Origin of the sequence: Bacteroides reticulotermitis JCM 10512, from assembly GCF_000517545.1 — a bacterium.
GTDB lineage: Bacteria > Bacteroidota > Bacteroidia > Bacteroidales > Bacteroidaceae > Bacteroides > Bacteroides reticulotermitis.
On the sequence record NZ_BAIV01000009.1, the window covers coordinates 1 to 26843 of the forward strand.

Here is a 26843-nt window from a genome sequence, read left to right on the forward strand (position 1 = left end):
AGCAACCCGCTGGTTTCCATGTACTCCCCTCTCCTTTTCAAAAGAAAGAATCTTTTGTTCACTTTATTACCAAAGGCATGAGGCCCATACAAACCTGAATCACAACTCGATATATTTCATTATTATGCAAACCCCGTAACTCATTCAAACTAAACTAACTCTTTTTAAGAGGGTAGCAGAACACTGCATCCAACAATTCTTCTTCCAAATCAGAAGAAAGCGTTATCTTTGCAAACTGTAAACTTAAACCCTATTTATGTACACCAACAAACAAGTTTGGAGCGTCAGTTATCCGATATTGCTAAGCTTATTAGCGCAAAATATCATCAACGTCACCGACACCGCATTCCTCGGACATGTCAGTGAAGTAGCTTTGGGCGCGTCTGCAATGGGCGGATTATTCTATATCTGCATATTCACAATCGCATTCGGTTTTAGTACCGGGTCGCAAATCGTTATTGCCAGACGAAACGGTGAGGGACGATATAGCGACGTTGGACCCGTAATGATTCAAGGAGTCATGTTTTTACTCGTAATGGCTTTGCTAATGTTTACCTTCACCAAAACATTCGGTGGCAGTATCATGCGATTGCTAGTCTCTTCTGAAGACATCTATCGAGGAACAATGGAGTTTCTGGATTGGCGTATCTATGGATTTTTCTTTTCTTTCCTAAGTGTCATGTTCCGTGCCTTATATATCGGTATAACCCGAACAAAGGTGCTAACTATTAATGCGATAGTCATGGCACTGACCAACGTAGTATTGGCTTATGCCTTTATCTTCGGTAAGTTTGGTATGCCCGTAATGGGCATAAAAGGAGCCGCTATTGCATCCGTTATAGCAGAAGCGTCCTCTATTCTCTTTTTTATTATATACAGCTACATCACCGTAGATCTAAAAAAGTATGGACTGAATCGTCTACGCTCATTCGACTTAGCTTTGCTGATACGGATCCTCAGTATTTCCTGCTTCACCATGCTGCAATACTTCCTGTCGATGGTGACTTGGTTTATTTTCTTTATTGCTGTAGAGCGATTGGGACAGCGAGAATTGGCCATTGCAACATCGTTCGTAGCATTTATGTGGTGCTTCTTATCCCGGTCAGTGCGCTGTCTACTACTACGAATAGTCTGGTCAGCAACGCCATCGGTGCAGGAGGTATACAATACGTAATACCTCTCATCAAAAAGATCGCTCGTTTCTCTCTTTTTATCATGCTTTTTTTTGTGGCATTTACGGCTCTCTTCCCGCAGTTCCTATTGTCTATTTATACCAACGAAACTGCATTGATTGTCGAATCGGTACCGGCTGTCTATGTCATTTGCGGAGCCATGCTGATAGCATCCGTAGCCAATGTAATATTTAGTGGGATTTCCGGAACAGGCAATACACAAGCTGCCTTGTTACTCGAACTATTTACAATTTCATTCTATGCGGCATACATTATTTTCGTAGGAATGTGGCTCAAGGCTTCGGTTGCAGTCTGCTTCACCACTGAGATACTATATTATGCGTTATTGCTAGTAACATGTTATATTTATTTCAAAAAAGCAAAATGGCAGAATAAAAAGATATAAATACAAGAGATTTTAGTACATTTGCATCCTCTTAAAAGAAAGCGAGCCAAATATTTATCATTCGTAAATCATAATTCAAAGATATGTTCGATAATTTAAGTGAAAGACTAGAGCGGTCATTCAAGATTTTAAAAGGTGAAGGTAAAATCACCGAGATAAATGTAGCAGAAACACTCAAAGATGTGCGCAAAGCACTTCTTGACGCCGACGTTAACTATAAAGTTGCGAAAACCTTTACGGATACTGTTAAGGAAAAGGCCCTAGGACAAAACGTACTGTCGGCTGTTAAACCCAGCCAATTAATGGTCAAAATCGTACATGACGAATTGACTCAGTTAATGGGTGGTGAAACAGCAGAAATCAATATCGAATCACGTCCGGCTGTAATCTTGATGTCCGGTTTGCAAGGTTCCGGTAAAACCACATTCTCCGGAAAATTGGCGCGTATGCTGAAAAGCAAAAAGAACCGCAAACCTTTATTGGTAGCATGTGACGTTTATCGTCCGGCTGCCGTGGAACAGTTGCGTGTACTCGCCGAACAAATCGAAGTTCCCATGTATTCCGAACCGGATAGCAAAAGCCCGGTAGAGATAGCTCAAAACGCGATCAAAGAAGCAAAAGCAAAAGGCTATGACCTGGTCATTGTCGATACTGCCGGACGCTTGGCTATAGACGAACAGATGATGAATGAGATCGCAGCCATCAAAGCAGCGATCAATCCGGATGAAATCCTGTTTGTGGTAGACTCCATGACCGGACAAGATGCGGTGAATACTGCTAAAGAATTCAACGAGCGCCTCGACTTCAACGGAGTTGTACTTACCAAACTCGATGGTGATACTCGCGGTGGTGCAGCCCTCTCTATTCGTTCCGTGGTTAACAAACCGATTAAGTTTGTTGGTACCGGTGAGAAACTGGATGCTATCGATCAGTTCCACCCGGCACGTATGGCCGACCGTATTCTGGGTATGGGTGACATCGTTTCATTGGTGGAACGCGCACAAGAACAATACGACGAAGAAGAAGCCAAACGCTTGCAGAAGAAAATTGCTAAGAACCAATTCGACTTCAACGACTTCTTGAGCCAGATTGCACAGATTAAAAAGATGGGTAACCTCAAAGAACTTGCGTCCATGATTCCGGGCGTAGGAAAAGCTATCAAAGATATCGACATCGACGACAATGCGTTCAAAAGCATTGAAGCTATCATCTTCTCTATGACTCCATTGGAACGTTCCAATCCGGAAATACTGAATGGTTCACGCCGTACACGTATTGCTAACGGTAGCGGAACTACTATTCAGGAAGTTAACCGCTTACTCAAACAGTTCGAACAGACTCGTAAGATGATGAAGATGGTGACTAGTAGCAAGATGGGCAAGATGATGCCTAAAATGAAATAATCCATATATCAGTTCAAAGTGAAATGAGGAAGTACCAGCTTCCTCATTTTTTGTTTATCGTTAATAATCCGTAAATAGGCAGTTAAGAAAAAAGCAGTTCCCCCTTTCTGTCTTGTTCATTTGTGGAGTTCGACAAAATATTCTACTTTTGCCTATCATTGAAATCTCATTTACATGAAGCGTAGTCGCTTATCAGTACGAATACGTAGCTTGACAAATAGGGTTTTCTCCGAGCAAATGGATCAGGCTCTTATTTAGGCCGTCACGATTCCTGCGCAGTGGCTTACGTGGTGCTGTCATCCAGCCCCAAACAGAAGAAGTTTTAAAACCATAACACTATAAGAAGTATGACATTAATAGACGGAAAAGCTATTTCCGAACAGGTAAAACAAGAGATCGCAGCCGAGGTTGCTGAGATAGTCGCTCGTGGTGGCAAACGCCCTCACTTGGCAGCTATCCTGATCGGACATGATGGCGGTAGCGAAACTTATGTAGCAGCCAAAGTAAAAGCCTGCGAAGTATGCGGATTTAAATCTTCGCTAATTCGGTATGAATCCGATGTAACCGAAGCCGAATTACTTGCCAAGGTACGGGAGTTGAATGAAGACGATGACGTAGACGGATTTATCGTGCAGCTTCCGTTACCTAAACACATCTCCGAGCAAAAAGTAATTGAAACCATCGATTACCGCAAAGATGTAGATGGATTTCACCCCATTAACGTAGGACGTATGTCTATCGGACTACCTTGTTATGTATCAGCCACACCGAACGGTATCCTCGAACTACTGAAACGCTATCAGATAGAAACTTCCGGAAAGAAATGTGTCGTTTTAGGACGAAGCAATATCGTGGGCAAACCGATGGCTGCACTCATGATGCAAAAGGCCTACCCCGGGGATGCAACTGTAACCGTATGTCACAGCCGCTCCAGAGATTTAGTCAAAGAATGCCAGGAAGCCGATATTATCATCGCAGCTCTGGGACAACCGAACTTTCTGAAAGCGGAGATGGTGAAAGAAGGTGCCGTGGTTATTGACGTAGGTACAACCCGCGTACCCGATGCAACTAAGAAATCCGGTTTCAAACTGACAGGGGATGTGCTGTTCGATGAAGTAGCTCCAAAATGTTCATTCATCACCCCCGTACCGGGTGGAGTCGGTCCGATGACCATCGTTTCGCTGATGAAGAATACGCTATTAGCCGGGAAAAAGGCAATCTACTCATGAAACATCTTTTGTTTCTAATAAACTTATGTCTCTCCTTTTCCTGTGCCTCTCAGACGCAGGAAAAGAGAGATACTCTTTCAACTGAATCTGCCCTTTCTTCTTTTTCCTCCGACACGCTACAACTTCTTTTCGTTGGAGACCTGATGCAACATCAAGGCAGATCAATGCTGCCCGTACGGCTATCGGCTATGATTATTCCACTTGTTTCGAATATGTAGAGAAAGAAATCAAGCAAGCAGACTTTTCCATCGCCAATCTGGAAGTGACGTTGGGAGGAAAACCGTATACAGGCTATCCGGCATTCAGTGCTCCGGACGAATTCCTGAGCAGTATAAAAGCTGCCGGATTCAATGTATTAGTTACAGCCAACAATCACAGTCTGGACCGGGGAGCCAAAGGACTTGAACGCACTGTGCAGTTATTAGACTCCTTTCAACTTGCTCATACCGGTGTTTTCATCAATCCGGAAGAACGTGAGCGATCAGTTCCGCTGATACTAGAGAAAAAAGGATTTCGAATCGCACTGCTAAACTATACCTATGGCACCAACGGTATTGTCGTTACCCCTCCTAACATTGTTAACTATATCGATACGGCAATCATTGCCCGAGATATTGAAAAAAGTATTTCGCTATCGCCTGATGCCATTATCGCCTGCATGCATTGGGGCGATGAGTATATGTCTTTACCCAATAAAGAGCAGGTGTTCCTTGCCGACTGGTTGTTATCAAAAGGCGTGTCGCATGTCATTGGTTCGCATCCTCACGTGGTGCAACCCATTGAAGTTCGGCAAGATAGTCTAACCAACGACAAACATCTGGTCGTATACTCGTTAGGTAATTTTATTTCAAATATGTCCGCCCGCCGAACAGATGGAGGACTTATGGTGAGAATGGAATTAGTAAAAGACAGTACTACCCGTTTATCTAAATGTGAATACAGTTTGGTCTGGACTGCCCGCCCGGTACAGTCGGGAAGAAAAAATCATCAGTTACTCCCGGTTAACTTGCCAATAGATTCTATTCCACTAAACGCGCGTAACTCGTTGAAAATCTTCACGAATGATGCCAGAACCCTCTTTAATAGGCACAATAAGGGAATAAACGAATATACTTTTTACTAAAAAAAGTATATGTTTTTTTGGAGATTAAAAGATAATACCTATCTTTGCATCGCATTAGAGAAATGCAAAAATGGTGGCTGTAGTTCAGCTGGTTAGAGCGTCAGATTGTGGTTCTGGATGTCGTGGGTTCGAATCCCATCAGCCACCCTTAAAGAAGTCCTTATAAGTAATAACTTATGAGGATTTTTCTTTTTAAAACCGCATACAGTTCAGCGTCCAATTGCCCAGGGGAAACAGAGCGAATGCCCAGGGCTGTTTACTCAATTGCCCAGGGCAGTTATTAGAATGCCCGCTTCATCCAATTCAAAAGATTAGTTGTTTTCATGAATCACCTGCCAGCGTATGGGACTTGATGAACTCTGTTCTTTCATCTATTTCTCAGGTCAGTCAAAACGGGAAGAATAGGAAATGACTGTGAAATAAATCAGAAGTCTTTCAATAAGGTAGTATCGTGAATCCGAAAGAATAAATACAAACGTGTAAACGAAATCTAGACAATGTCACAATTTTAACCTTCTTCTCAGAAGTTTCTCCCTGGTAAAACAAAATTCTCTTCGTGATGAGAAAAAAGTTTCATAAGGGTGAAACAAAATTCTCATGCCTATGAAACGGTTTATTTCTCTAGACCAAACTATTTTTTGAAGCGGTGAAACGTGTATACTTCTAACTGCTAGCTGTGTAAAGAAACCCAATGAGTCGACTTTTATAGCTTCCCCATACTTCTACAAGCAATCCGCTTTCAGGTCGGAAGACAACCCCGATCTTTACCGGCCGACTAGTTTGTTTTTAAAAGCGAAGACGTTTCAAAAACGAATAAACGGAATTATTTCCGAGATATTGCGGATAAAATAGCCAGAAAACAAAGTTATGATTTTAGCCTTCAGCTTTCAGAAATCGAGATAAAAAACTGTATTACAGCACTTATCGGCTGAAAGCTAGCTCTATTTTCGCTTTCAGCTTTTATCCGTTGCAGTGAGTTGAATCATCTAAAACTTTGGAATAAATAGACTACATACAACTGCACCTTATACTTCATTGCAGCAATAACTTATATAGTCGGATTCGGCTAGCTTAGTTTGCGTACCCGACAGAAATTGACTGCAATGGAATTTCAGCCATTCATCAAAGAAGGCAATAGGCTGAAACGTGTGTTTTTAATTTCAGCCCTTAGTTTCAGGAATATCACATTGTACTACAGCGTTTTACGTCGAAAACTGAAAGCTGAAAGCAGAAATGGAAACTATGCAGAGAGACCGTAATCACGACAATAAAGATACAGAACTTTAGATTCAGCAGAGTTTATTCTCCCAATAAAGTCCGACTAATACAATTCCAACCCAAACTCATCTTTCAATTGCATCAGCGCCTGATTCTTTTGAGCCATCAATTGGAACTTTTCTACGCGCCCTACCGCACGAACAGTCTCTTTGGGTTCGCTAACCCGCACAGTCATGGTAACCGTACTATTCTTCAAACAAGCGCGCAAATAATCTTGCAGTTCGGGAATTAAAGCGACGAAATCTCTGCCCGCCATTTCATTTTCAACCAAAACCTCGAATGTAGTAGACTTGCCTAGCAAAACCGGACGTAATCCCTCCATACGTTTAGCAATCGCAACTCGCTCGATTGGCAACTTACCGGCAAAGTCCAACCAATAATAGTTTAAATCTCTTTCATTAAATATGAAATCCTCTTGTGAATCAACCGGAGTCGACGTTACCCGAATCGTATTTTCCTGCTTTTCTTCCTCTCGCTGAGGATTCTTAATCGAAACTCCGAGATTCGACATTTTGATGACCGGTATCTTCCTCTCTTTGGCAGCCTCAAGTCCGGCAGTTGCAGGCGTATCTGTCGATACTTCGTTGGGTGATGCAGAGGTTTGCTGGGGCACAGATGTAGCGGAAGCGGCTGGTTGAACAGCCGATTGCGACAAATTAGGCGTAGCTGCGTTTGCTGAGCAGCAGCTGGCTGAGTAAAGACTGGTTTTAATGCTTGTTTAGGGCGACGCCCATGACTCACATCATCCTCCTCGGTGGTAAGCTGAGCTATCTGTATTAAAGTCAACTCAACCAGCAATCGCTTATTTTTGCTGGTACGGAAGCTTAAATCACAATCATTCGACAACTTCATAGCCCGATACAAAAAAGGTAAGGGGCATTTCTGTGCCTGTTCCTGATAACGCTGGCGGATACTAGCTCCCACCTCAAGCAACGGCAAAGTAACGGGATCTTTACCAACTAACAAATCACGAAAGTGTGACGACAACCCGGTAATGAAATGAGTGCCATCGAATCCTTTATTTAAAACATCATTGAAAAGCAACAAAGCTTCACTCACTTTATTTTCCAGGAAATAATCCGTCAGTCGGAAGTAATACTCATAGTCGAGCACGTTCAGATTGTCGATAACACTCTTATAGGTAATATTCCCTCCGGTAAAGCTCACAACCTGGTCAAATATAGACAGTGCATCGCGCATACCACCGTCGGCTTTCATGGCAATCACATTCAGCGCTTCCGGTTCGGCAGTAATATTCTCTTTGGAGGCAACATACATCAGATGTTCCACCGTATCTTCCACACTGATCCGATTGAAATCGTAAATCTGACAACGGGAAAGAATTGTCGGCAGTATCTTATGCTTCTCGGTCGTAGCCAGAATAAAGACAGCATGGCGAGGAGGCTCTTCCAATGTTTTCAGAAAAGCATTGAAGGCCGATGCGGAAAGCATGTGAACCTCATCAATGATATAGACTTTGTACTTACCGATCTGAGGTGGAATACGCACTTGCTCTACCAACTGCCGAATATCATCTACGGAGTTATTGGAAGCCGCATCAAGTTCGTGTATGTTATAGGAACGTTGTTCGTTGAATGCCACACAAGACTCACACGCATTACACGCCTCTCCATCAGCAGTTAGCGACAGACAATTGATTGTTTTGGCAAAGATGCGCGCACACGTTGTCTTTCCCACTCCACGAGGTCCGCAAAACAAATAGGCATGGGCCAGTTTATGAGTAGCAATCGCATTCTTCAGTGTAGTGGTAAGTGCCCGTTGCCCTACCACGGACTCGAAAGTGGAAGGACGATACTTACGGGCTGATACAATATAGTTTTCCATATCCGGGATTTTCGCTTTTTTGAGTTTATACAGAAACAGTCCTCACAGAAGCAAAATTGCTTTTTCTTCATGCAACCGAATGCGGACTGTTTTACTTTTACCGCAAATGTACGCAAAAAAGTGATAACTAATAAGTGATCGCGTAGAAGTTTTAAGTACGAAGCGATAAGTTTTAAGTTATAAGTTTTATCTTTGTAACCGGAATAAATAGAGAAATCATGGACAAGTTAATTACGCTCTGGAGTTTCATACGCAGGCATAAGTATCTTATTACTGTCGGAACATTTGCAATCATCATTGTTTTCCTCGATGAAAACAGTATGATTCGCCGAATTGGTTATGCCCGCGAAATCAATCAGTTGCAGGGAGAAATCAAGAAGTATAGTGCCGACTACGAAGAGAATACCAAACGCCTCAACGAACTAAGCACAAATCCGGATGCCATTGAACAAATAGCCCGTGAGAAGTATCTGATGAAAAAGCCAAACGAGGATATCTACGTCTTCGAAAATGATCAAAACTAAATGAAACAACTGACACCTGCTCTTTTTGCCGTAGGCGCGATAATGACTCTTACCGGAGCCGCCATCTACATTACCCAGTGGCTTATGCACCCTATATTTATACGATCGGAGCACTTTTCTTCGCTCTGGCACAGTTCTTTACGCCTGTAAAAGGAAAGAGCAGCACACTTCGCCGTCTACGTGTACAACAAATATTCGGCGCATTGGCACTTGTACTAACCGGTGCTTTCATGTTTACCACCCGAGGAAATGAATGGATTGCTTGCCTGACAATAGCCGCTATACTCCAACTCTATACCGCTTTCCGAATTCCACAGGAAGAAGCCAAAGAGAAACAATAAAAAACAACTACTTTAGAGACATAGTACACCGCAAAATCAAGACGTGGCGTACCCGTGCAATCGAAGTTTGCAAGCTTCGTTTTGCTCATTCGGTATGCTCGTAAATACACTAGCATATCTCTTCCGTCTATTCTGCGGATACAAGTCTATAACCAAACAGAGGCTGCATCTGTGGATGCAACCTCTGTTTACGATGTATCTTATGAATAGGTTATTATTTCTTTGCAGGTGAATATCTAGCATTCAACCCGTTAACAATTTCTTTGGTAATATTGAATGCACTGTCGGCATACAACAGATTATCAAAACCAGTATTACTGAAAATCAAGTTATACTTGTGGTCTTTATTATATTCTTTAAGGAAAGCGTTGATTGAATCGCGGAACTGAAGGCTATTCTTATTGTTCTCTTCCATCAAGCCCGATTGCAATTTATTGCTTAGCTCCTGAAGTTCTTGTTCCATCTTACCCAAGCGGTTGTATTCTTGTTCAGCTCTTTCTTGGGAAAGGAAAGCGTTGTTTTCATACTTCTTCTGGAATTCTTGTTTTGCTTGTGTCAGCGTATTTGCTTTTTGGTTCAATGTCATACGAACATTCTCGCTTTTCTTAACCATTGCCTCATTCAGATCAATACAGAAATTGTATTTAGCTAACAGCGAGTCGATTTCAACATAAGCGATCTTCATTCCGGAAAGTTCAGCTGTAGCCTGTGCCGGAGAAGTTGCAGCTTGATTATCAGTTTTGCCAGCGCATTGTGAAAATAAAACGATAAACGCAAGAGCAGCTAAACCGTTCATGAGGTAATTCTTTCTATTCATAATTATATAATATTGTTTTTAATAATTTCAATTCATACTATCGTTCAAGGTTCAGTTCAACTTATCAATAGAAATAGAAGGCTTCTCCTGCGCTTCACGATCTTGCGACTGTGTACAGCCAATCCCTTTCTCACGCAAGGCTTTATTACTGCCTACATGTCCGTTGGGAAACTTACCATCCTTCGTAAAGAATACTTTCACCCCCAACAAAAGAAGGGAAATAGTAACTATTAACAAAGTTATCAGTATAGTCTCGACCATTTCTATTAATTTTGTAGATGCAAAGTTAGACTTTAATGAGAAATGAAATCAGATAAGTCAACCAAATTAACCATATTTAGCAATAAAAGGCGAACAAACAGACCACTTATTGGTAAAAGAAGAAAAGAAAACAGCATGGAAAAAAAAGATTTAAAGCCGGCTGGCGTATTCAAGTATTTCGAAGAAATCTGCCAAGTACCGCGTCCTTCGAAGAAGGAAGAGAAAATAATTGCCTACCTAAAGGCTTTTGGTGAGAAACAAAATCTGGAAACCCAAGTAGATGAAGCCGGAAATGTTTTGATAAAGAAACCTGCCACTCCGGGTAAAGAAAATCTAAAAACCGTTATCCTCCAGTCACATATTGACATGGTATGCGAGAAAAACAGTGATGTACAGCACGACTTCCTCACCGACCCGATTGAAATTGTGATCGACGGTGAATGGATGAAAGCCAATGGTACTACGCTGGGAGCAGATAATGGAATTGGAGTTGCTACCGAATTGGCTATTCTGGCCGACAACAGCATCGAGCATGGTCCGTTGGAATGCCTATTTACTGTAGACGAAGAAACCGGATTGACCGGTGCATTCGAGCTGAAAGAAGGTTTCCTCAGCGGAGATATCTTGATTAATCTAGATTCGGAAGACGAAGGCGAACTCTACATCGCTGTGCCGGAGGTATTGACTCAGTAGCCGAGTTTACATATAAAGAGATCGATGTTCCTGCCGGCTATTTCTTTTTCAAGGTAGAAGTAAAAGGTTTGAAGGGCGGACACTCGGGTGGAGACATTCATTTGGGACGTGGCAACGCGAACAAGATACTGAACCGCTACCTGAATCGTATAGCCGCCAAGCACGATTTATACCTTTGCGAAATTCATGGTGGCAACCTGCGCAATGCTATTCCACGGGAAGCGTATGCGATATGTGCCGTTCCTGAAGACGCAAAACATGATGTACGCACGGAAGTGAATATATTCGCAAGCGAAATAGAAAACGAACTCGCTGTTACCGAACCGGATCTGAAATTAGTTCTCGAATCGGAATCTCCCCGCGAAAAAGCAATCGACCAAGATACGACTGCCCGTCTGCTGAAAGCACTATACGCAGTTCCTCACGGAGTTAACGCGATGAGTCAGGACATTCCGGGCTTGGTGGAAACATCAACCAATCTTGCTTCGATTAAGATGAAACCGAATCATGTTATCCGTATCGAAACCAGCCAACGTAGCTCGATTTTATCATCTCGTGACGACATGGCCAATACTGTCCGTGCCGCTTTCCAACTTGCCGGTGCAACGGTAACTTTCGGAGACGGTTATCCGGGTTGGAAACCAAATCCACACTCGGCTATCCTCCAAGTAGCTTCGGAATCGTACAAACGGTTATTCAACGTTGAGCCGCTAGTCAAAGCTATTCACGCAGGACTGGAATGCGGTTTATTCCTCGATAAGTATCCACATCTGGATATGGTATCATTCGGCCCGACCATGACCGGTGTACACTCTCCCGACGAACGGATGCTTATTCCAACGGTAGATAAATTCTGGAAACATCTATTAGATATCCTAGCTCATATCCCTGCAAAGAAATAAGGTAGGTAAATGAGTTCTCATGCAGACAATGATAATAAACGGGAAAAACGTCCACAAGCTTTTCCTACGATCATCATTGTCTGCATTTCTTTTCTCCTCTCGCTTCCTCTGACGGGACAAAACAGCACGAATAAGGAACAGATTCGCTTCCGGGTTATGGAATGGAATCTGGAAAACCTATTTGATACCCGGCATGACACACTGAAAGATGACCGGGAATTTCTCCCCGACGCCATTCGTCATTGGAATTATACCAAATATAAAAAGAAGCTAGACGACCTTGCATCGGGCATTACCGCTGTCGGAGAATGGGAAGCTCCTGCACTGGTAGGGCTTTGCGAAGTAGAAAACGATACGGTAATGCGTGATCTCGTCCACCACTCTCCCTTGCGGGAGCTCGGCTATCGGTACGTAATGACAGATTCGCCCGATTTGAGAGGAATCGACGTCGCACTCCTTTACCAGCGTGATTTGTTCAAGTTGTTATCCTTTCGTTCCATCGCCATCCCCCGTTTTGGGAAAAATCGTCCAACAAGAGACCTGCTCCATATTAGTGGTTTGTTACTGACCGGCGACACGTTGGATGTATTTGTCTGCCATATGCCTTCCCGCTCCGGTGGCGCTAAAGCTTCAGAACCTTATCGACTCCACGCCGCCCGACAAATACGTTTGCAAGCAGACAGTATTTTAAAGATACGCCTGCACCCGCAATTGATTATCATGGGCGACTTCAACGATTACCCAGCGAATAAGGTATTCACCGAAGTACTGCAAGCCTTCCCTCCTACCGGAGAGCTTTCTTCACACCGGCTTTATCACCTCTTGGCGAGAAAGGCAAAAGACAAGCACTTTGGTTCGTATAAGTATAAAGGAGCATGGGGATTGCTAGATCATTTGATCGTTTCCGGTTCATTACTAAACAACGCATCCGACTTCTATACCGATGAAGATAAAGCCCACGTTGCCCGCCTACCGTTTCTACTAAAAGAAGATTTAAAATATGGTGACGATGAACCCTTCCGAACGTATAAAGGAATGCAGTACCAAGGAGGAATCAGTGACCATCTCCCCGTTTATACCGATTTTATTTTACGTTACGAATAAACTCTTCGGCACGAAGCAGTGTATCCGGTTTACCGATATCAATCAGTTGGAGTTGTTCAGTCAAGAAGCCGCCATAGCCGACCTCCCGACAGGTGGCAAGATAGAAATCCATGATGGAGAATTTGCCATCCCAAAGAGGCGTGTCCATCCATTGAAAAATAGTGGGAGAAAGCACGTGAATACCACTGAAAGCATATTCCTGATAAAGTGTTGCATCGTAACAGAAACCTTCCGGCTTCACCTGTCCGGTCTCTTTATTAATCCAACCGCTAAGTTTCTTTTCCGCGTCAAAAAGGAGATAGCGGGCAGTAACACGTTTGCTGGCAAGTAGCGTAGCCGTACGGCCGCTTTGCAAATGATACTCATACACTTCTTTCAGATCCATATCCGAAAGTATATCTGCGTTGTGAACTAAAAAAGGCTCGTCACTCCCCTCAAAGAAGCTCCGGGCTTTCTTTATCCCTCCACCGGTATCAAGCAAACAATCCGTTTCATCGGAGATTTGAATGTTGACACCGAAATTATGATTCGCTTGCAGGAAATCGAGTATCTGCTCACCGAAATGATGGATATTGATTACGATCTCGGTAAATCCGGAAGCTTTCAACTTTAGGATAACGTGCTCCAACATCGGGCGTCCTCCTACGGGGACCAATGCTTTAGGCATTGTATCCGTGAGGGGTTTCAGTCGGGTTCCCAATCCCGCCGCAAAGATCATCGCTCTCATAAATCCGTGTTTCAGTTTAATAAGTTACTATCCTTTCGCGTCGAATACGCTCTCTATATTCTGTTCCCGATGTACCAACTCTACTTTCACACCGAATTGGCGGTTAATATGCTCCGCCAAATGCTGGGCAGAGTATACCGACCGATGCTGTCCGCCCGTACAACCGAAGTAAACAGATAAGTTTGTGAATCCACGCTCCATATAGCGTTTCACCGAAGCATCTACCAATGCGTACGCATGTTCAAGAAACGGAAAGATTTCGCCATCCTCTTCGAGAAAGTGAATGACAGGTTCGTCCAATCCGGTAAAAGGTTTATAGCGTTCATACTTGCCGGGGTTGTTCACCGCACGACAATCGAACACAAAGCCTCCTCCATTTCCACTGGGATCGTTGGGTATTCCTTTTTTATAGGCGAAGCTCATCACTTTGACAGTAAGCTGTCGCTTCTTCAAGTCATCGGTGAACTGTTTGAGTTGGGTCAAGTCGCGAAGCACTTTGCAGAGATACGGATATTCAGGATACTCTTCTCTCAGCAGTTCGCGAAGGTTCTCGATGGCGAACGGCACGCTTTGTATAAAGTGAGGTTTCTTTTCAAAATAGCCCCGAAATCCGTAAGCCCCTAATACTTGCAACGTACGGAAAAGCACAAAGTGACGAAGCTGACTATAGAAGTAAGATTCGTCTATCGGTTTGTATTTACGAAGAACTTCTAGGTATTCGGTAAGCAATTCACGACGAAGGCTATCGGGATACTTCGCTTTGGCCTGCCAAAGGAAAGAAGCCACATCATAGTAGAATGGGCCTTTCCGACCTCCCTGAAAGTCGATCAGCCACGGTTCACCCTCTTTCACCATCACATTGCGGCTTTGAAAGTCACGATACATAAACGTAGCGGAAGAACTGCGCAACAGCACATCGCTCATCTTCTGAAAATCATCTTCCAGCCTATCTTCCTGAAACTCCATGCCCGTTGCTTTGAGAAAGCAGTACTTGAAATAGTTCAAGTCCCAAAGGATAGAACGTTGATTGAACTCTGACTGCGGATAACAACGGGTAAAATCGAATCCGTCGGCTCCGGCAAACTGAATGGCGGGAAGTAAACGGATGCTTTTACGAAGCAGTTCTTTTTCTTCTTCAGAGAAAACACTTGTAGCGCGCCCTTTTTCAATCACATTGAACAGCAACGTATCGCCCAAGTCCTCTTGTAAATAGTACGTTTTGTCGGCAGACACACCGTACACTTCAGGAACGGGTAAGCCGCACTTGCGGAAATGCGATGCCATATACAGGAAAGATTCATTTTCTTCGATCGACGTTCCACACACACCAATCAATGACTGTACACCTGTCAGTCGGAAGTAACGCCGATTTGAACCGGATGATGGCAACTCCGTTATATCTGTCGCAGGAACTCCCGTATACGAACGATAAAGTTTCTGTAATTCGTCTATAATCATTCTACTACTATATTTTACTTGCTAACCCAAACCTGCTGGGTGTATACTTTAACTCCCGCATAATGGGATTGAATTCTCTCTGTTACATCTTCGACCCATGCCAACGGCGGAGCCACACTCATCCGAGTATTCTCCGGGAAATAGATATCCGAATAGAAACGTCTTTCTTCTCCATCAATCGTGAACACATAAGTAGGCTTCCAATCCGCCAATTGTTCATCGAAGGGCACAAAAGCGAAGGTTGTCTTTATGGCTTCTGCTTGTTTGCCGAACTCCCGCGGATAGATTGTTAACGAGCCCTTGGAATAACAGGTCGGATCATCGCCTATCATCTCATAGCCTCCTCCATTCGCGAGAACAGATGGTACTTAATGCCTCTTCCCGTATCTGTGCTTGCTGCTCTGTAGTTAGTGTCTCACCACCAACAATGCGAACAGTACGCTGAGTTACCACACTGCTTTCGTGCTGTTGATTGACGGATACTTTCAATACAATTGCCTTACCGGTACCATCTACGACAATCACATTGGCTTCTCCCCAGTCTTGGGGATAGAGAATGAAAGCATTCGGAAATTTCTTGTTGACTGTCAGCACAGAAGGCTTATCGCAGTAAATCGTATAATTCGCATCACCGCCCAGAATAGTCACAGCACCGACGGAACCTTCGGGATCAGAACTCGGGTAGAGGACTTCTAACGTATTATTTACAATCGATTCTGAAAAGCGCAGTGTATTATCTTCATCGTCATCATTACAAGAGACGCAGAGTAGTGTCAGAACGGACATTAGAATAAGTTTCAAATAGTTTCCAGTTTTCATAGGTATGTTATTTTTCGCAAAGGTAAATAAATAATGTCCAAAATCTATTATTTAGACCCAAAAAGAATGGGAGAAGAGTGCCCTTTTTCAGCTAGTACACAACCAAGAAGTGATGAATAATCATGCAGAGCAACCCCCACATGCTATCCACCACTTACAGTTTATTACTTTTAAACTAATCAACCATTCACTTTCTTGTAGTCGGCCAGGAACGTTTTCAGTCCTGAGTCTGTAAGCGGATGATTCAATAAACCTTTGATTGCGCTGAGCGGACAGGTAGCTACATCGGCTCCTACTTCCACACATTCAATGATGTGTTTGGTGCTCCGGATGGAAGCCGCCAAGACCTGAGTCTGATAACCGTAGCGAGCGTACATATCGACAATTCCGGCAACAAGCCCGATGCCGTCTTCACTTATATCATCCAGCCGGCCAACAAACGGAGACACATAACTAGCTCCCGCCTTAGCCGCCAACAACGCTTGCCCTAAAGAAAACACCAAGGTACAGTTGGTACGAATACCTTTACCGGTGAAGTATTTGATTGCTTTGATACCATCGGCTATGCAAGGTACTTTCACAACAATGTGAGGATTGAGTGCTGCCAACTCTTCGCCTTCCTTAATCATGCCTTCATAATCGGTCGCAATGACTTCGGCACTAACATCGGCTTTGACAATGTTGCATATCTTCACATAATGTTCACGTTGGTTCTGAACACCTTTAATCCCTTCTTTGGCCATAAGCGAAGTTGGTGGTTACTCCGTCGAGCACTCCAAGATTGTAAGCTTCTTGAATCTGCTCCAAATTGGCTGTATCAATAAAAAATTTCATACTTACTGTTATTTAAAGGGTTAACTATCTATCAGTCAAAGATAAGAAATAATTCCTATTCTTCCGAACTGTTCCGTATTATTCTCATAAAATGAAACGGAGTATCTCCGTTTGAGTTAACAAACCGATGACACTCCGCCCTATCACTTAAAAGTACGGATTAAGCTATTGTAATTGCTTTATCCAAATAAACATCCTGAATAGAATTCAGTAATTCGACTCCTTTGTTCAATGGTTTCTGGAATGCTTTACGACCGCTGATCAAGCCCATACCTCCGGCACGTTTGTTAACAACAGCTGTAATCACTGCATCCCGTAAATCGGAAGCTCCGTGAGACTCACCTCCCGAATTAATCAAACCGACACGTCCCATATACCATTGGCTACCTGATAACGGCAAAGATCAATCGGATGTTCCGAAGCCAGCTGCGTATACATACGCTCATCGGTTTTACCAAATCCGATAGCTTTGAATCCGCCATTATTATCAGGCAGTTTCTGTTTCACGATATCGGCTTTGATGGTTACGCCCAAACGGTCGGCTTGTCCGGTTAAGTCGGCAGCGGCATGATAGTCCACTCCGTCTTTCTTGAAATCACTGTTACGTAAATAGCACCACAGAATGGTAGCCATGCCCAGTTCGTGCGCATATTCAAATGCTTCGGCAATCTCTACCAACTGGCGACGACTCTGTTCGGATCCAAAATAGATTGTGGCTCCAACAGCAACAGCACCCATGTTCCAGGCTTCCTTAACAGTACCGAACAATACTTGATCGTACGTCGTAGGATAAGAAAGCAACTCATTGTGATTGAGTTTTACGACAAACGGAATCTTATGGGCATATTTTCGGGCAACCGATCCCAGTATACCAAAGGTAGAAGCAACCGCGTTGCAACCTCCTTCGAGCGCTAACTTGACAATATTCTCCGGATCGAAATAAATCGGATTCGGGGCAAAAGAGGCTCCCGCAGTATGCTCAATATCCTGATCGACAGGAAGAATCGAAACATAACCGGTATTGGCTAGCCGTCCCGTACCCAAAAGGGTTTGAAGACTGTTCAACACGCGAATGTTACGATCGGAATCAATCCATATTTTATCTACTGTATCGGGAGCGGGAACATGAATCAACGATTTATCAATAGTCTTGCAGGTGTGGTCCAGATAATATCCGGCTTTATCACCTAGTAAATCAATTATCTTACTCATAATCATATAATTTGTTTAGGTACATATATCAACAGTTCTGACAACGTCAAACTGCTATTTTTTCTTTCCTTGATTAGCCACAGCTTCCATCAGCTTTCTGATTTCCTCGGGATCTCCCAAAAAGTAATCATTCGCCACCTGGAGGTTTTCATCAAACTCAAACACATAAGGAACAGCTGTCGGCAAGTTCAGTTTAACGATCTCTTCATCGGAAATATGTTTCAGATGCTTAATAATGCCTCGCAAACTATTGCCGTGGGCTACCACCAAGATTGTATGAGCGGTTTGCAGACTGGGGAATATATCCGATTCCCAATAAGGCATGATACGTCCGATGGTATCTTCCAATGATTCTGTACGGGGAAGTTCGGCGTCGGGCACTTCGTGGTAACGATAGTCGAAACGCGGATTGCGCAAATCGCCTTCTGCCAAAGCGTTGGGAGCAATGTTATAACTGCGTCGCCAAACAAGTACTTGTTCTTCACCATATTTATCGGCCGTTTCCGCTTTATTGAGCCCTTGCAGATCTCCATAATGCTTTTCGTTCAAACGCCAATTTTTCTCTACCGGAATCCAGTCGAGATTCATTTTATCGAGCACACAGTTCAAGGTTTTTACTGCCCGCTTCAAATAAGAAGTATAAGCCTTATCAAAGTTGAAACCATATTGTTTCAGAGTGGTTCCGGCCTTTTCTGCTTCAGCGACTCCTTTTTCCGTCAGGTCGACATCAGTCCACCCAGTAAAGCGGTTTTCTTTATTCCATGCACTCTCTCCATGACGGAGTAACACTATTTTCTTCATTTCTTCTCCTTTCTTATTTATATATGATAAACAGTTGATTCCCGACAAAGTTCAATAGAAAAGCGAATGTTAACAATACCTAGAAGTAGTGATTTTACGAGTATAAACAAAAAGAGGTAAGCGTATAATGAATAAAACAATGGATAACAAGCAAGAGTGAGATAGGTATTAATAATCAAGTGCTGAAGTATTAATAACCTAAAAAACAGGTATTAATAGTCCAGGACCTAAGTATTAACAGACTAAAGCACAAGCATTAACAGGCTGAATATCAGACAACAATAGTCTAATAATCAAACAATAACAGACTAGCGTTCAAGCCATATTATCAGTGAGCCGAAACATTTCTTCCCAATTACCGGTTACGCTTCAGGAATAAGCGATCGGTGATAGTATTCGGCAGTTCTACTTCGTAGTGCGTCACCATGATTAGGGTTTTATCGCGACGGGCACAGAAGGCTTCGATAATCTTCTTCACCCGACGACGGTTGTAGGTATCCAATCCGTGAAGAGGTTCATCCAGAATGAGCAACTCGGGATCTTTAACAAAAGCACGTGCTAATAAAGCCAACCGCTGTTCGCCACTGGAGAGTTGTAAGAAAGGTGTGTCTTTCAAATCGGCGATACCAAAGACGTCCATCCACCATTCACACACGGCCATCTGACTCGGTTGCGGGCGTTTATACAAGCCTATGCTATCGTGTAATCCGCTTGCTACGATTTCAATAGCCGGTAGATTTTTGAGATAGGCACGGTGCATTTCCGGACTTACGTAGCCAATATGCTTCTTGATTTCCCAAATACTTTCGCCCGTCCCCCGTTTTCGTCCGAACAAGCTAATATCACAAGCATAAGACTGCGGATTGTCCGCACAAACCAAGCTAAGCAAAGTCGATTTACCAGCTCCGTTTTCTCCACTCAACGCCCACTTTTCACCACGGCGTACCGTCCAATCCAATTCGTTCAAGATGGTGCGGTCACCATACCGGATGCTCACCTTATTCAATTTGACCACTTCGTCGGAATCATACTCATCCTCACCGTAAGCAAGGTTGATAATCCGCTGTTGCAGTTCATCAAAAGAGACGTCTGTATGCTGCAAACGAAACGCTTCCAAATAAGCATCCCGTTCCATTTTGGGAAGGACTCTCTTTCCGTCGACAGGAATCACGTGCGTGATGAATGAAGGTATATCATCCAACATGGAGAGCACCAGAATTATTTGCACGGACGACTGCTGCGTCAAGCGTTCCAGCAAGGTGAATAACAGTTCGCGGGTAGGAGCGTCCAATCCGATGAAAGGATTGTCCATGATCAGTACCCGGGGTGATGTAAGGAGTATTTTAGTTAACTGAAATTTACGTAGTTCGCCACTGGAAAGAAGGATTATTTTCTTCTCGAGCATCGGTTCAATGCGAAACAGATCGAACAGTTCCTGTTTCAATCGCTCGTCTTTAATCTCGCCCAAGGTCTCGCGTACATCAGGTGCGTCATCCTGATCGTGCGCATTCCAGCGTTGTTGATAGTAATAATTGGCGTCGGCAGCCCCGTAGGTATCTCGAAAAGCGATGTATTTCACATTATCATATACGGTCTCGGTGGCAGAAGGAGCAAAGTCGTACGTCAACTGTCCTTCACGCAACGGATATTTGCCTAGCAACGTATCGATAAAAACACTTTTCCCTGCGGCGTTGGGCCCTACAATAGCGATATGCTCGCCAGAGGATATGGTAGCTGAAACGGGTTCGGATAAACGCACAAGCGGGTTGCGCGCTACGCCCCCCGCTATGCTAAATGTATTTTGAGCCATCTTATTCTGTTGTTTATTGGCTGCAAAGGTAATAAATTCATCATAAAACCGATTGATTGCAAGTCCGTTTTTATAGACTACAACCAAAAACGTACGGTTCTCCGAACCCAATCGGCCGTAAGTTTAGCCTCATCCGGGAGTTACCCATTTAAAATCATTCCCGCCCCTACTTGGTGAATCCGTAAGGCGGACATTCAAAATTAGTAATCTCGAGTTTGAACTCCATCATATCTTTGAGGTTGTGCACCGGACGTTCCAATTCATGCGGTATGGCTTGTTTGCTAAACTGCTGAAAATAGAGCAGGCAGGCATCCCGCCACCAGACAGCATCACGCGACTGAATCCTGAGTCGATGCTGCACATCTTCAAACCGTTGTCGATCTATGAATGTTTCTGCCCGATCCCATATTTTCTGAAATTGGCGGGTTGTTTGCACACCGCGGTCGTATGTATAACACAATTCATCCCAAAGTGTACGCCCACTCTTCATGGAATGCGTCCACGGTACATGATGAAACCAGAGAAGGAGTTTTTCGGGACAAGTATCGAGCCCATCGTATTGTTCACACAACGGAGAGTGATATTGTGCCGTCGCATTGCTTCCGGTACTGCTACGATCGAAACCGATGCCATTCGGATCGGCACGGTGATAGTAAGCAGGCATCCAATCGGCACGAGCTCCCTCAATATCGCACCAAGGTTCGGGACCATAGTGATGATTCCACGCAAAAAGATGATGAAGCCCTAACGGCATCATATAGTCAACCACCGCTTCTCTCGACTTTTGAAGAATTTCAGCATTGAGCAGGGTAAGCAACCAATTAAGTTGTTCCCGGTCTTCCGCCGGTTCGATACCGACCGTTCGCGCATCGGCAACAGGAAGGAAAGTAAGCCGCAACCACTCCTCGCCTATCTGTTCGGCCGAAAGGTCGTGCTTCCACGCCAAGCGTCCGAAAGCATACCAGTTGGCCTGGGCCAAAGGATGTCCGCACCAGTTTACATCATTCCCGATGTTGCTGACTCCCGCAATAGCAGCCAGTGAATGACCATAAAGCGAGCCGTCTGTGACGCGAGCAACAGTAGAACCTTCGCCCTGTGCATACGTATCGCTATCCAAACACTCTTTCCACATCGGCGCCAGAAAAGCCACATGATTAGAGAATCCTAAATACTCTTGTGTGATTTGCAGTTCCGGCATAACAGCCGTCTTCTTCATGGCTCCAAATAGCGGGCTGAACGGCTCGCGAGGTTGAAAGTCCACCGGTCCGTTCTTGATCTGTACAATTACATTTTCCCGAAACTTCCCGTCCAGCGGTTCAAACTCCAGATAGGCTTGTTTGGCACGGTCGCTATCGGATGGTGAATAGACAAAGGCACGCCACATTACAATGCCCTGATAGGGTTTCAACACATCAGCAAGTAAATTGGCACCTTCGGCATGGGTGCGCCCGTAATCGCACGGACCGGGCTGACCTTCCGAATTAGCCTTTACAAGGAAACCTCCGAAGTCGGGTATAACCGAATAGATCTCTTTCACTTTCTGCTTCCACCAGGCAGCGACTTCCTTATTCAAGGGGTCGGCTGTCGGCAATCCACCTAAAGCCATGGGTGAAGCAAAGTTGATGGAGAGATAAACCTTCACACCGTAAGGACGGAAAATGTCTGCCAATGCTTTCACTTTTTGCAAATAGTTGGCAGATAATATTTCGGGGCTAGCATTGACATTGTTCAACACGGTCGCATTAATCCCGATAGAAGCGTTAGCACGTGCGTAAGCTTCGTAACGGGGAGAGATAACCGCGGGCAGTTCGTCCCAATTCCAAAGTGAATGCCCGGCATAACCGCGTTCGATTGTGCCATCCAGATTATCCCAATGGTTGAGGATGCGAATTTTGTAATCCGGTTTCTCCGAAATGTCCAGTCGATCCAGTTTTGTACCCTCCAATTGTCCCGTTGCTTGCAATTGGAGTAGATGATAGGCTCCGTAGAGTAATCCCTGATCGCCGGAAGAGGTCACCGTAACCTGCTTCGCCCCGATAGTCGTACGAATGGTATAACCTTCGTTTCCCAACGCCCGATGTTCTTTATCCGACCGTATTTCCAATGCAACAGGCACCGGCATAAGCCAGGCTTTCCGCAGTTCGGAAGCAGCTATATTGATTGTCGGCGATTGTCGTTGGACGATAACTTCGGATTGGCCATTTGTTGCATAACGAAGCCATAAAGCGCTCCCGTCTTCCGCACGAGCGAACGAGCAAAGCACAAACAAGGTAGTCAGTAGTGATAAAAGTCTCATCGGCATTTAGTAAGATAGCCTTTGACTGAAGAAGTAGCATCCACCGCCTGCACATAATCTTCTTTCAAGCAGCAACGGATACTTCTTAAGTCAAAGGCTGTGAAGTTATACAATAATTATTTATCTAATCCCTCAATGGTTCTAATTCGTCCATCCGCATCGTAATGCAGTTCGCACACCTTCAGGCTACGCAGCCAGGTCTGTCCGCCGGACGGCACGCAATCGTGATGGAACAAATACCATTTTCCTTTAAACTCTACGATGGAGTGATGCGTAGTCCAACCTACTACCGGAGTTAAAATAACTCTTGATAGGTAAACGGCCCGTAGGGATTATCACCAATCGCGTAACAGAGTAAATGAGTATCGCCCGTAGAATATGAGAAATAGTATTTACCGTTATATTTATGCACCCACGAAGCCTCAAAGAACCGACGCTCGGTATCTCCGGCAGTCAACGGTTGCCCCTTCTCATCCAGTATAATTACCGGACGGGGCTCTTCGGCAAATTCAAGCATATCATCACTCAACCGGGCTATACGTGGTGGCAAAGCTAACTCCTCTCCTTCCGGCAGCACCGCACTCTCCAAAGCTTTATTATCGCGGTAGCGTTGCAATTGTCCGCCCCAAAGGCCGCCGAAGTACATATAGTATTTGCCGTCTCCATCGTCCAAGATGGCGGGGTCCATGCTATAGCTCCCTTTCATTGGATTTTGTTCGGGCACAAACGGACCGTATGGCTTATCGCTTACGGCCACACCAATACGGAAAATATCATTCTGATCTTTTAGAGGAAAATAAAGGTAATACTTACCGTTTTTGAAAGCAATGTCGCAATCCCAAAGCTGACGTCCCGCCCAAGGTATGTTTTCGACAGAGAGTACCACACCATGATCGGTCACTTCGCCGTGCATGACATCATCCGTAGAGAACACATGGTAATCTTTCATATTGAAATGATCGCCATTATCGTTTTCGGCGATTCCGCTCTCCCAGTCGTGTGAAGGGTAAATATAGAGTTTGCCCTCAAATACATGCGCAGAAGGGTCTGCCATATAATCACCGGGTACTAAATATCTCTTTTCATTTTTCATGATTTCAGTCTTTTTAGAAGGTTTATGTATGGTTGGAACGCCAACCAGTCTTACTTTTTTACAGCTTCGTCGATTATTCGGCCGACTACCGGTTTGGGTTGATGATTCCGATCAAAAAGCAAAGGATAATCCGTACGTCCCGGCATGGGCCAACCATTCCGCCAAGAATCCGAATCGGCTATTCCCCATAGGGTCACTCTCGAAATAACTTCATGATGCTTGAGAAACAGACGGAAGAAGTCGTTCATCCGATTGTTCCAAGCTTCCGATTGTTCTTCGGGCAATTGGGTCGGATAAGGATTCATTTCTTTCTGGTATTCAAAAGTTGCTGAAAGCTCAGCTCCGATATTCGTACGGGGTATAGGCAATACAGTCAAGTCTAATTCGGTAATCATCACTTTGACACCGGTTCCGGCAAAAGCCAAAATGCTTTTCTCAAACTCGCTGATTTCCGGATAGTCCATTCCGATATGTCCCTGCATACCTACCGCGTCAATACGAATGCCACGTTTCTTCAGATCTTCTACAATCCGAACTACTCTTTCACGTTTTCCCACATAAGCCATTGAGAAGTCGTTGTAGTAAAGCTCGGCGTCGGGGTCTGCCTCCTGTGCATACTGGAAGGCCAAAGGTATGAATTCTTCCCCCAATATCTGATAAAACTTACTCTTGCGATACGACCCGTCATCTTCTACAGCCTCGTTCACAACATCCCAACCTTTGATACGTCCCTTGTAGCGTTTCATAATCGTGGTGATGTGTGCTTTCATGCGCTTCTTCAACACAGCCGGTGAAACATTACGACCTTCCTTATCAACACAAAACCAAGGAGAAAGTTGCGAATGCCAGATTAAAGTATGACCGATAATAGTCATATTATTCTGTTCACCGAACGCCACAAACTCGTCGGCTTTCGTAAAGTCATAACGATTTTCTTCCGGATGAATCTCCCCACTCTTCATGCAGTTCTCTGCCACAATGGAGTTAAAATGCTTTTGAAGAACCTGTAGTCCTGCCTGGTCTTTACCGGCAGCTTGCCGTGTATTTACAGCTGCTCCAATGAGAAACTTGTCTTTCAGAGCCTCTTTTAGTGTGTTAACCTCTTGAGCAAAGGTTACTGAAGCAACATTCATCAGTGCCAATGCAATCCACAGAGGAGTAGTTGCCATTCTTTTTGTCATCTTCATGCTTATCTTAAATATATTAGTTATTTTCTACTCTCCGTTTAGACAGTTCGGACTGCACATGCTCATTCATTCCCTTGGATATCGGATAGAAGAACAATGCTATCACGCCGATAAAGAATGTTATAGCGGGAATCAGACTGGATGTCAGACGGATTCCGAAAATCGCGCTTTCTGTTTGCACCACATTCGGCACAAAGCCAAAATTGTCTACGATCATTCCGCAGATAAATCCACCTAGCCCCAAACCAGCTTTCAGTGCAAAGACAATACCTGCAAAGACTAATCCGGTGGCACGGCGATGGTTCACCCATTCTGAATGGTCGGCCACATCGCCCATCATAGCCCAAAGCAACGGAATAGTAGGCGCGTAAGCCAAGCTCTTCAGACAGTTTATGATGAATATGGCCAGAATATTAGACGAGTCGACCATAAAGAACATTCCGGTAAATACAGCGGTCAGTGTCAAACAGATTAGGAAAACGTTCCGCTTGCCAAAGATGTTGGATAGATAGCCGGAAAGCAAAATCACACCGGCTAATGTTATAATTTGCCCAATCATATTGAATAAACTGAATCCTACAGCGAATGCATTGCTATGGTCAGGTTGGGCTATCAGTCCGAAAGCATCGAGAAACTTATGCCAGATTCCGTACACTTCGCCATCTATTCGGACTAAACCGAAATTCTGTAGAAAATCAAAAAGGGCTGCCTTGTCTACAAAGTAATTGAAGTAGTAAGACATACTGCTGCCCCACAAAGCCAATGTGGTGAAAAGGAATAAGGTCAACGCGAACATCGACTTCCACGGACGGCTTCCGAATATATCTTTAAAGTCCTGCGATACAGAGTTCTTTTGCCCCGCAGGAGGTGTGATGCGCTCTTTGGCTGAGAAGAAAGTTATCACTAACAAAACGACTCCAACTACTGCGAACAAGGAGATGGTCAGGAACCATCCTTGCTGATCGTCCCCTTTTCCAAACTTAGAAACCAAGGGGAGTGTAAGCCCCTGAACAATAAAAGTGGCAATGGTGGCCGTCACAAAACGAATGGAAGAAATGCTTGTACGCTCCTTAATATCGCTCGTCATCACTCCACCCAAAGAAGCATAGGGGGTGTTGTTGAATGAGTAGATCGACATTAACAGCGTATAGGTTACACCGGCATAAATGATTTTACCCCGTTCGCTTAAATCCGGTGTCGTAAAGGCTAGTATAAAGAATACGGCAAACGGAATAGCTGTCCACAATAACCAAGGCCGATACTTTCCCCAACGGGTATTGGTACGGTCGGATAAAATCCCCACGACAGGGTCTACAAATGCATCGAAGACACGAGCGAACAGTAAGATTGATCCGGCTGCGGTTGCCTTAATTCCAAATACATCGGTGTAAAAGAATAGTTGGAACATCATCATCATCTGGAAAACCAAATTTGCTGAACCGTCTCCCAAACTATAACCGATTTTCTCGGCCATCGACACTTTTTGAGTCTGTGCTTTCATGCTAATA

At 44.2% G+C, this 26843-nt stretch carries 15 protein-coding genes, 1 tRNA gene and 9 pseudogenes; 9 read left to right on the forward strand and 16 right to left on the reverse strand.

Annotation, left to right across the window (positions count from 1 at the left end):
* The first annotated feature begins 256 nt into the window (after window positions 1–256).
* From JCM10512_RS06985 to JCM10512_RS07005, 5 genes and pseudogenes are all read left to right on the forward strand, one after another.
* A pseudogene (locus JCM10512_RS06985) lies at window positions 257–1578 on the forward strand (MATE family efflux transporter).
* 83 nt (window positions 1579–1661) lie between these two features.
* Window positions 1662–2981 (forward strand): signal recognition particle protein, encoded by a 1320-nt coding sequence (gene ffh / locus JCM10512_RS06990; RefSeq protein ID WP_044161722.1) that lies wholly within the window; start codon window positions 1662–1664, stop codon window positions 2979–2981.
* A gap of 347 nt (window positions 2982–3328) precedes the next feature.
* Complete coding sequence (folD, locus tag JCM10512_RS06995) at window positions 3329–4210, forward strand: bifunctional methylenetetrahydrofolate dehydrogenase/methenyltetrahydrofolate cyclohydrolase FolD (protein WP_044161723.1); 882 nt, start codon at window positions 3329–3331, stop codon at window positions 4208–4210.
* A pseudogene (locus JCM10512_RS07000) lies at window positions 4207–5333 on the forward strand (CapA family protein). Before folD ends, JCM10512_RS07000 begins: the two are co-directional and overlap by 4 nt.
* A gap of 73 nt (window positions 5334–5406) precedes the next feature.
* Window positions 5407–5480: transfer RNA gene (locus JCM10512_RS07005), tRNA-His, on the forward strand.
* A gap of 1174 nt (window positions 5481–6654) precedes the next feature.
* On the opposite strand, the pseudogene JCM10512_RS25035 reads toward JCM10512_RS07005, so the two are convergent.
* Both JCM10512_RS25035 and JCM10512_RS21295 read right to left on the reverse strand, forming a co-directional pair.
* Window positions 6655–7146, reverse strand: a pseudogene (locus tag JCM10512_RS25035) (DUF8493 domain-containing protein); the annotation flags it as partial.
* 51 nt (window positions 7147–7197) lie between these two features.
* Window positions 7198–8456 (reverse strand): annotated as a pseudogene (locus JCM10512_RS21295) (DNA polymerase III subunit gamma/tau); the annotation flags it as partial.
* 218 nt (window positions 8457–8674) lie between these two features.
* Here JCM10512_RS21295 and JCM10512_RS07020 point away from each other — a divergent pair.
* A complete protein-coding gene (locus JCM10512_RS07020; protein ID WP_044161725.1) occupies window positions 8675–8980 on the forward strand; it encodes an FtsB family cell division protein in 306 nt (101 codons plus the stop codon).
* Window positions 8981–9321: pseudogene (locus JCM10512_RS07025) on the forward strand (hypothetical protein).
* A gap of 214 nt (window positions 9322–9535) precedes the next feature.
* On the opposite strand, the gene JCM10512_RS07030 reads toward JCM10512_RS07025, so the two are convergent.
* Window positions 9536–10138: an OmpH family outer membrane protein gene (locus JCM10512_RS07030; RefSeq protein ID WP_044161726.1), complete on the reverse strand. Its 603-nt coding sequence runs from the start codon at window positions 10136–10138 to the stop codon at window positions 9536–9538.
* 51 nt (window positions 10139–10189) lie between these two features.
* Window positions 10190–10399 carry a hypothetical protein gene (locus tag JCM10512_RS07035; protein ID WP_044161727.1) on the reverse strand — a complete coding sequence of 70 codons (210 nt, stop codon included), beginning with the start codon at window positions 10397–10399 and terminating at the stop codon, window positions 10190–10192.
* A gap of 135 nt (window positions 10400–10534) precedes the next feature.
* On the opposite strand from JCM10512_RS07035, the pseudogene JCM10512_RS07040 reads away from it, so the two are divergent.
* Both JCM10512_RS07040 and JCM10512_RS07045 read left to right on the forward strand, forming a co-directional pair.
* Window positions 10535–11994, forward strand: a pseudogene (locus tag JCM10512_RS07040) (aminoacyl-histidine dipeptidase).
* A gap of 9 nt (window positions 11995–12003) precedes the next feature.
* Entirely contained in the window at window positions 12004–13098 is a 1095-nt protein-coding gene (locus tag JCM10512_RS07045; RefSeq protein WP_044161728.1) for an endonuclease/exonuclease/phosphatase family protein, read from the forward strand.
* Here the strand turns inward: JCM10512_RS07045 and JCM10512_RS07050 are convergent.
* From JCM10512_RS07050 to JCM10512_RS07105, 12 genes and pseudogenes are all read right to left on the reverse strand, one after another.
* The gene (locus tag JCM10512_RS07050) at window positions 13079–13825 is read right to left on the reverse strand and encodes a nucleotidyltransferase family protein (protein WP_044161729.1); all 747 of its coding nucleotides are present in this window, start codon (window positions 13823–13825) and stop codon (window positions 13079–13081) included. The genes JCM10512_RS07045 and JCM10512_RS07050 overlap by 20 nt on opposite strands.
* A 27-nt stretch (window positions 13826–13852) precedes the next feature.
* Entirely contained in the window at window positions 13853–15283 is a 1431-nt protein-coding gene (locus JCM10512_RS07055) for a RapZ C-terminal domain-containing protein (protein WP_044161730.1), read from the reverse strand.
* A 14-nt stretch (window positions 15284–15297) separates the two neighbouring features.
* Window positions 15298–15615: a hypothetical protein gene (locus JCM10512_RS07060; RefSeq protein WP_044161731.1), complete on the reverse strand. Its 318-nt coding sequence runs from the start codon at window positions 15613–15615 to the stop codon at window positions 15298–15300.
* 1 nt (window position 15616) lies between these two features.
* A complete protein-coding gene (locus JCM10512_RS07065) occupies window positions 15617–16102 on the reverse strand; it encodes a hypothetical protein (protein WP_044161732.1) in 486 nt (161 codons plus the stop codon).
* Window positions 16103–16281: 179 nt separating this feature from the next.
* Window positions 16282–16936, reverse strand: a pseudogene (gene fsa / locus JCM10512_RS07070) (fructose-6-phosphate aldolase).
* Between the two features lie 160 nt (window positions 16937–17096).
* A pseudogene (locus tag JCM10512_RS07075) lies at window positions 17097–18148 on the reverse strand (class I fructose-bisphosphate aldolase).
* A gap of 54 nt (window positions 18149–18202) precedes the next feature.
* Window positions 18203–18949: a 2,3-diphosphoglycerate-dependent phosphoglycerate mutase gene (gene gpmA / locus JCM10512_RS07080; RefSeq protein WP_044161734.1), complete on the reverse strand. Its 747-nt coding sequence runs from the start codon at window positions 18947–18949 to the stop codon at window positions 18203–18205.
* Between the two features lie 355 nt (window positions 18950–19304).
* Window positions 19305–20759 (reverse strand): ATP-binding cassette domain-containing protein, encoded by a 1455-nt coding sequence (locus JCM10512_RS07085; protein WP_044161856.1) that lies wholly within the window; start codon window positions 20757–20759, stop codon window positions 19305–19307.
* Window positions 20760–20925: 166 nt separating this feature from the next.
* A complete protein-coding gene (locus tag JCM10512_RS07090) occupies window positions 20926–23055 on the reverse strand; it encodes an alpha-glucuronidase family glycosyl hydrolase (RefSeq protein WP_044161858.1) in 2130 nt (709 codons plus the stop codon).
* Between the two features lie 116 nt (window positions 23056–23171).
* Window positions 23172–24148, reverse strand: a pseudogene (locus JCM10512_RS07095) (glycoside hydrolase family 43 protein).
* A gap of 50 nt (window positions 24149–24198) precedes the next feature.
* Window positions 24199–25317 carry an endo-1,4-beta-xylanase gene (locus JCM10512_RS07100; protein WP_200869095.1) on the reverse strand — a complete coding sequence of 373 codons (1119 nt, stop codon included), beginning with the start codon at window positions 25315–25317 and terminating at the stop codon, window positions 24199–24201.
* Between the two features lie 34 nt (window positions 25318–25351).
* The gene (locus JCM10512_RS07105; protein ID WP_044161738.1) at window positions 25352–26836 is read right to left on the reverse strand and encodes an MFS transporter; all 1485 of its coding nucleotides are present in this window, start codon (window positions 26834–26836) and stop codon (window positions 25352–25354) included.
* Window positions 26837–26843 lie beyond the last annotated feature (7 nt).

What these genes read in the sequence shown, in the direction of transcription:
- ffh (WP_044161722.1), top strand. Translation starts at nt 1,662, where the DNA reads ATGTTCGATAATTTAAGTGAAAGACTAGAGCGGTCATTCAAGATTTTA.
- folD (WP_044161723.1), top strand. Translation starts at nt 3,329, where the DNA reads ATGACATTAATAGACGGAAAAGCTATTTCCGAACAGGTAAAACAAGAG.
- JCM10512_RS07020 (WP_044161725.1), top strand. Translation starts at nt 8,675, where the DNA reads ATGGACAAGTTAATTACGCTCTGGAGTTTCATACGCAGGCATAAGTAT.
- JCM10512_RS07030 (WP_044161726.1), bottom strand. Translation starts at nt 10,138, where the DNA reads ATGAATAGAAAGAATTACCTCATGAACGGTTTAGCTGCTCTTGCGTTT.
- JCM10512_RS07035 (WP_044161727.1), bottom strand. Translation starts at nt 10,399, where the DNA reads ATGGTCGAGACTATACTGATAACTTTGTTAATAGTTACTATTTCCCTT.
- JCM10512_RS07045 (WP_044161728.1), top strand. Translation starts at nt 12,004, where the DNA reads ATGAGTTCTCATGCAGACAATGATAATAAACGGGAAAAACGTCCACAA.
- JCM10512_RS07050 (WP_044161729.1), bottom strand. Translation starts at nt 13,825, where the DNA reads ATGAGAGCGATGATCTTTGCGGCGGGATTGGGAACCCGACTGAAACCC.
- JCM10512_RS07055 (WP_044161730.1), bottom strand. Translation starts at nt 15,283, where the DNA reads ATGATTATAGACGAATTACAGAAACTTTATCGTTCGTATACGGGAGTT.
- JCM10512_RS07060 (WP_044161731.1), bottom strand. Translation starts at nt 15,615, where the DNA reads ATGATAGGCGATGATCCGACCTGTTATTCCAAGGGCTCGTTAACAATC.
- JCM10512_RS07065 (WP_044161732.1), bottom strand. Translation starts at nt 16,102, where the DNA reads ATGAAAACTGGAAACTATTTGAAACTTATTCTAATGTCCGTTCTGACA.
- gpmA (WP_044161734.1), bottom strand. Translation starts at nt 18,949, where the DNA reads ATGAAGAAAATAGTGTTACTCCGTCATGGAGAGAGTGCATGGAATAAA.
- JCM10512_RS07085 (WP_044161856.1), bottom strand. Translation starts at nt 20,759, where the DNA reads ATGGCTCAAAATACATTTAGCATAGCGGGGGGCGTAGCGCGCAACCCG.
- JCM10512_RS07090 (WP_044161858.1), bottom strand. Translation starts at nt 23,055, where the DNA reads ATGAGACTTTTATCACTACTGACTACCTTGTTTGTGCTTTGCTCGTTC.
- JCM10512_RS07100 (WP_200869095.1), bottom strand. Translation starts at nt 25,317, where the DNA reads ATGGCAACTACTCCTCTGTGGATTGCATTGGCACTGATGAATGTTGCT.
- JCM10512_RS07105 (WP_044161738.1), bottom strand. Translation starts at nt 26,836, where the DNA reads ATGAAAGCACAGACTCAAAAAGTGTCGATGGCCGAGAAAATCGGTTAT.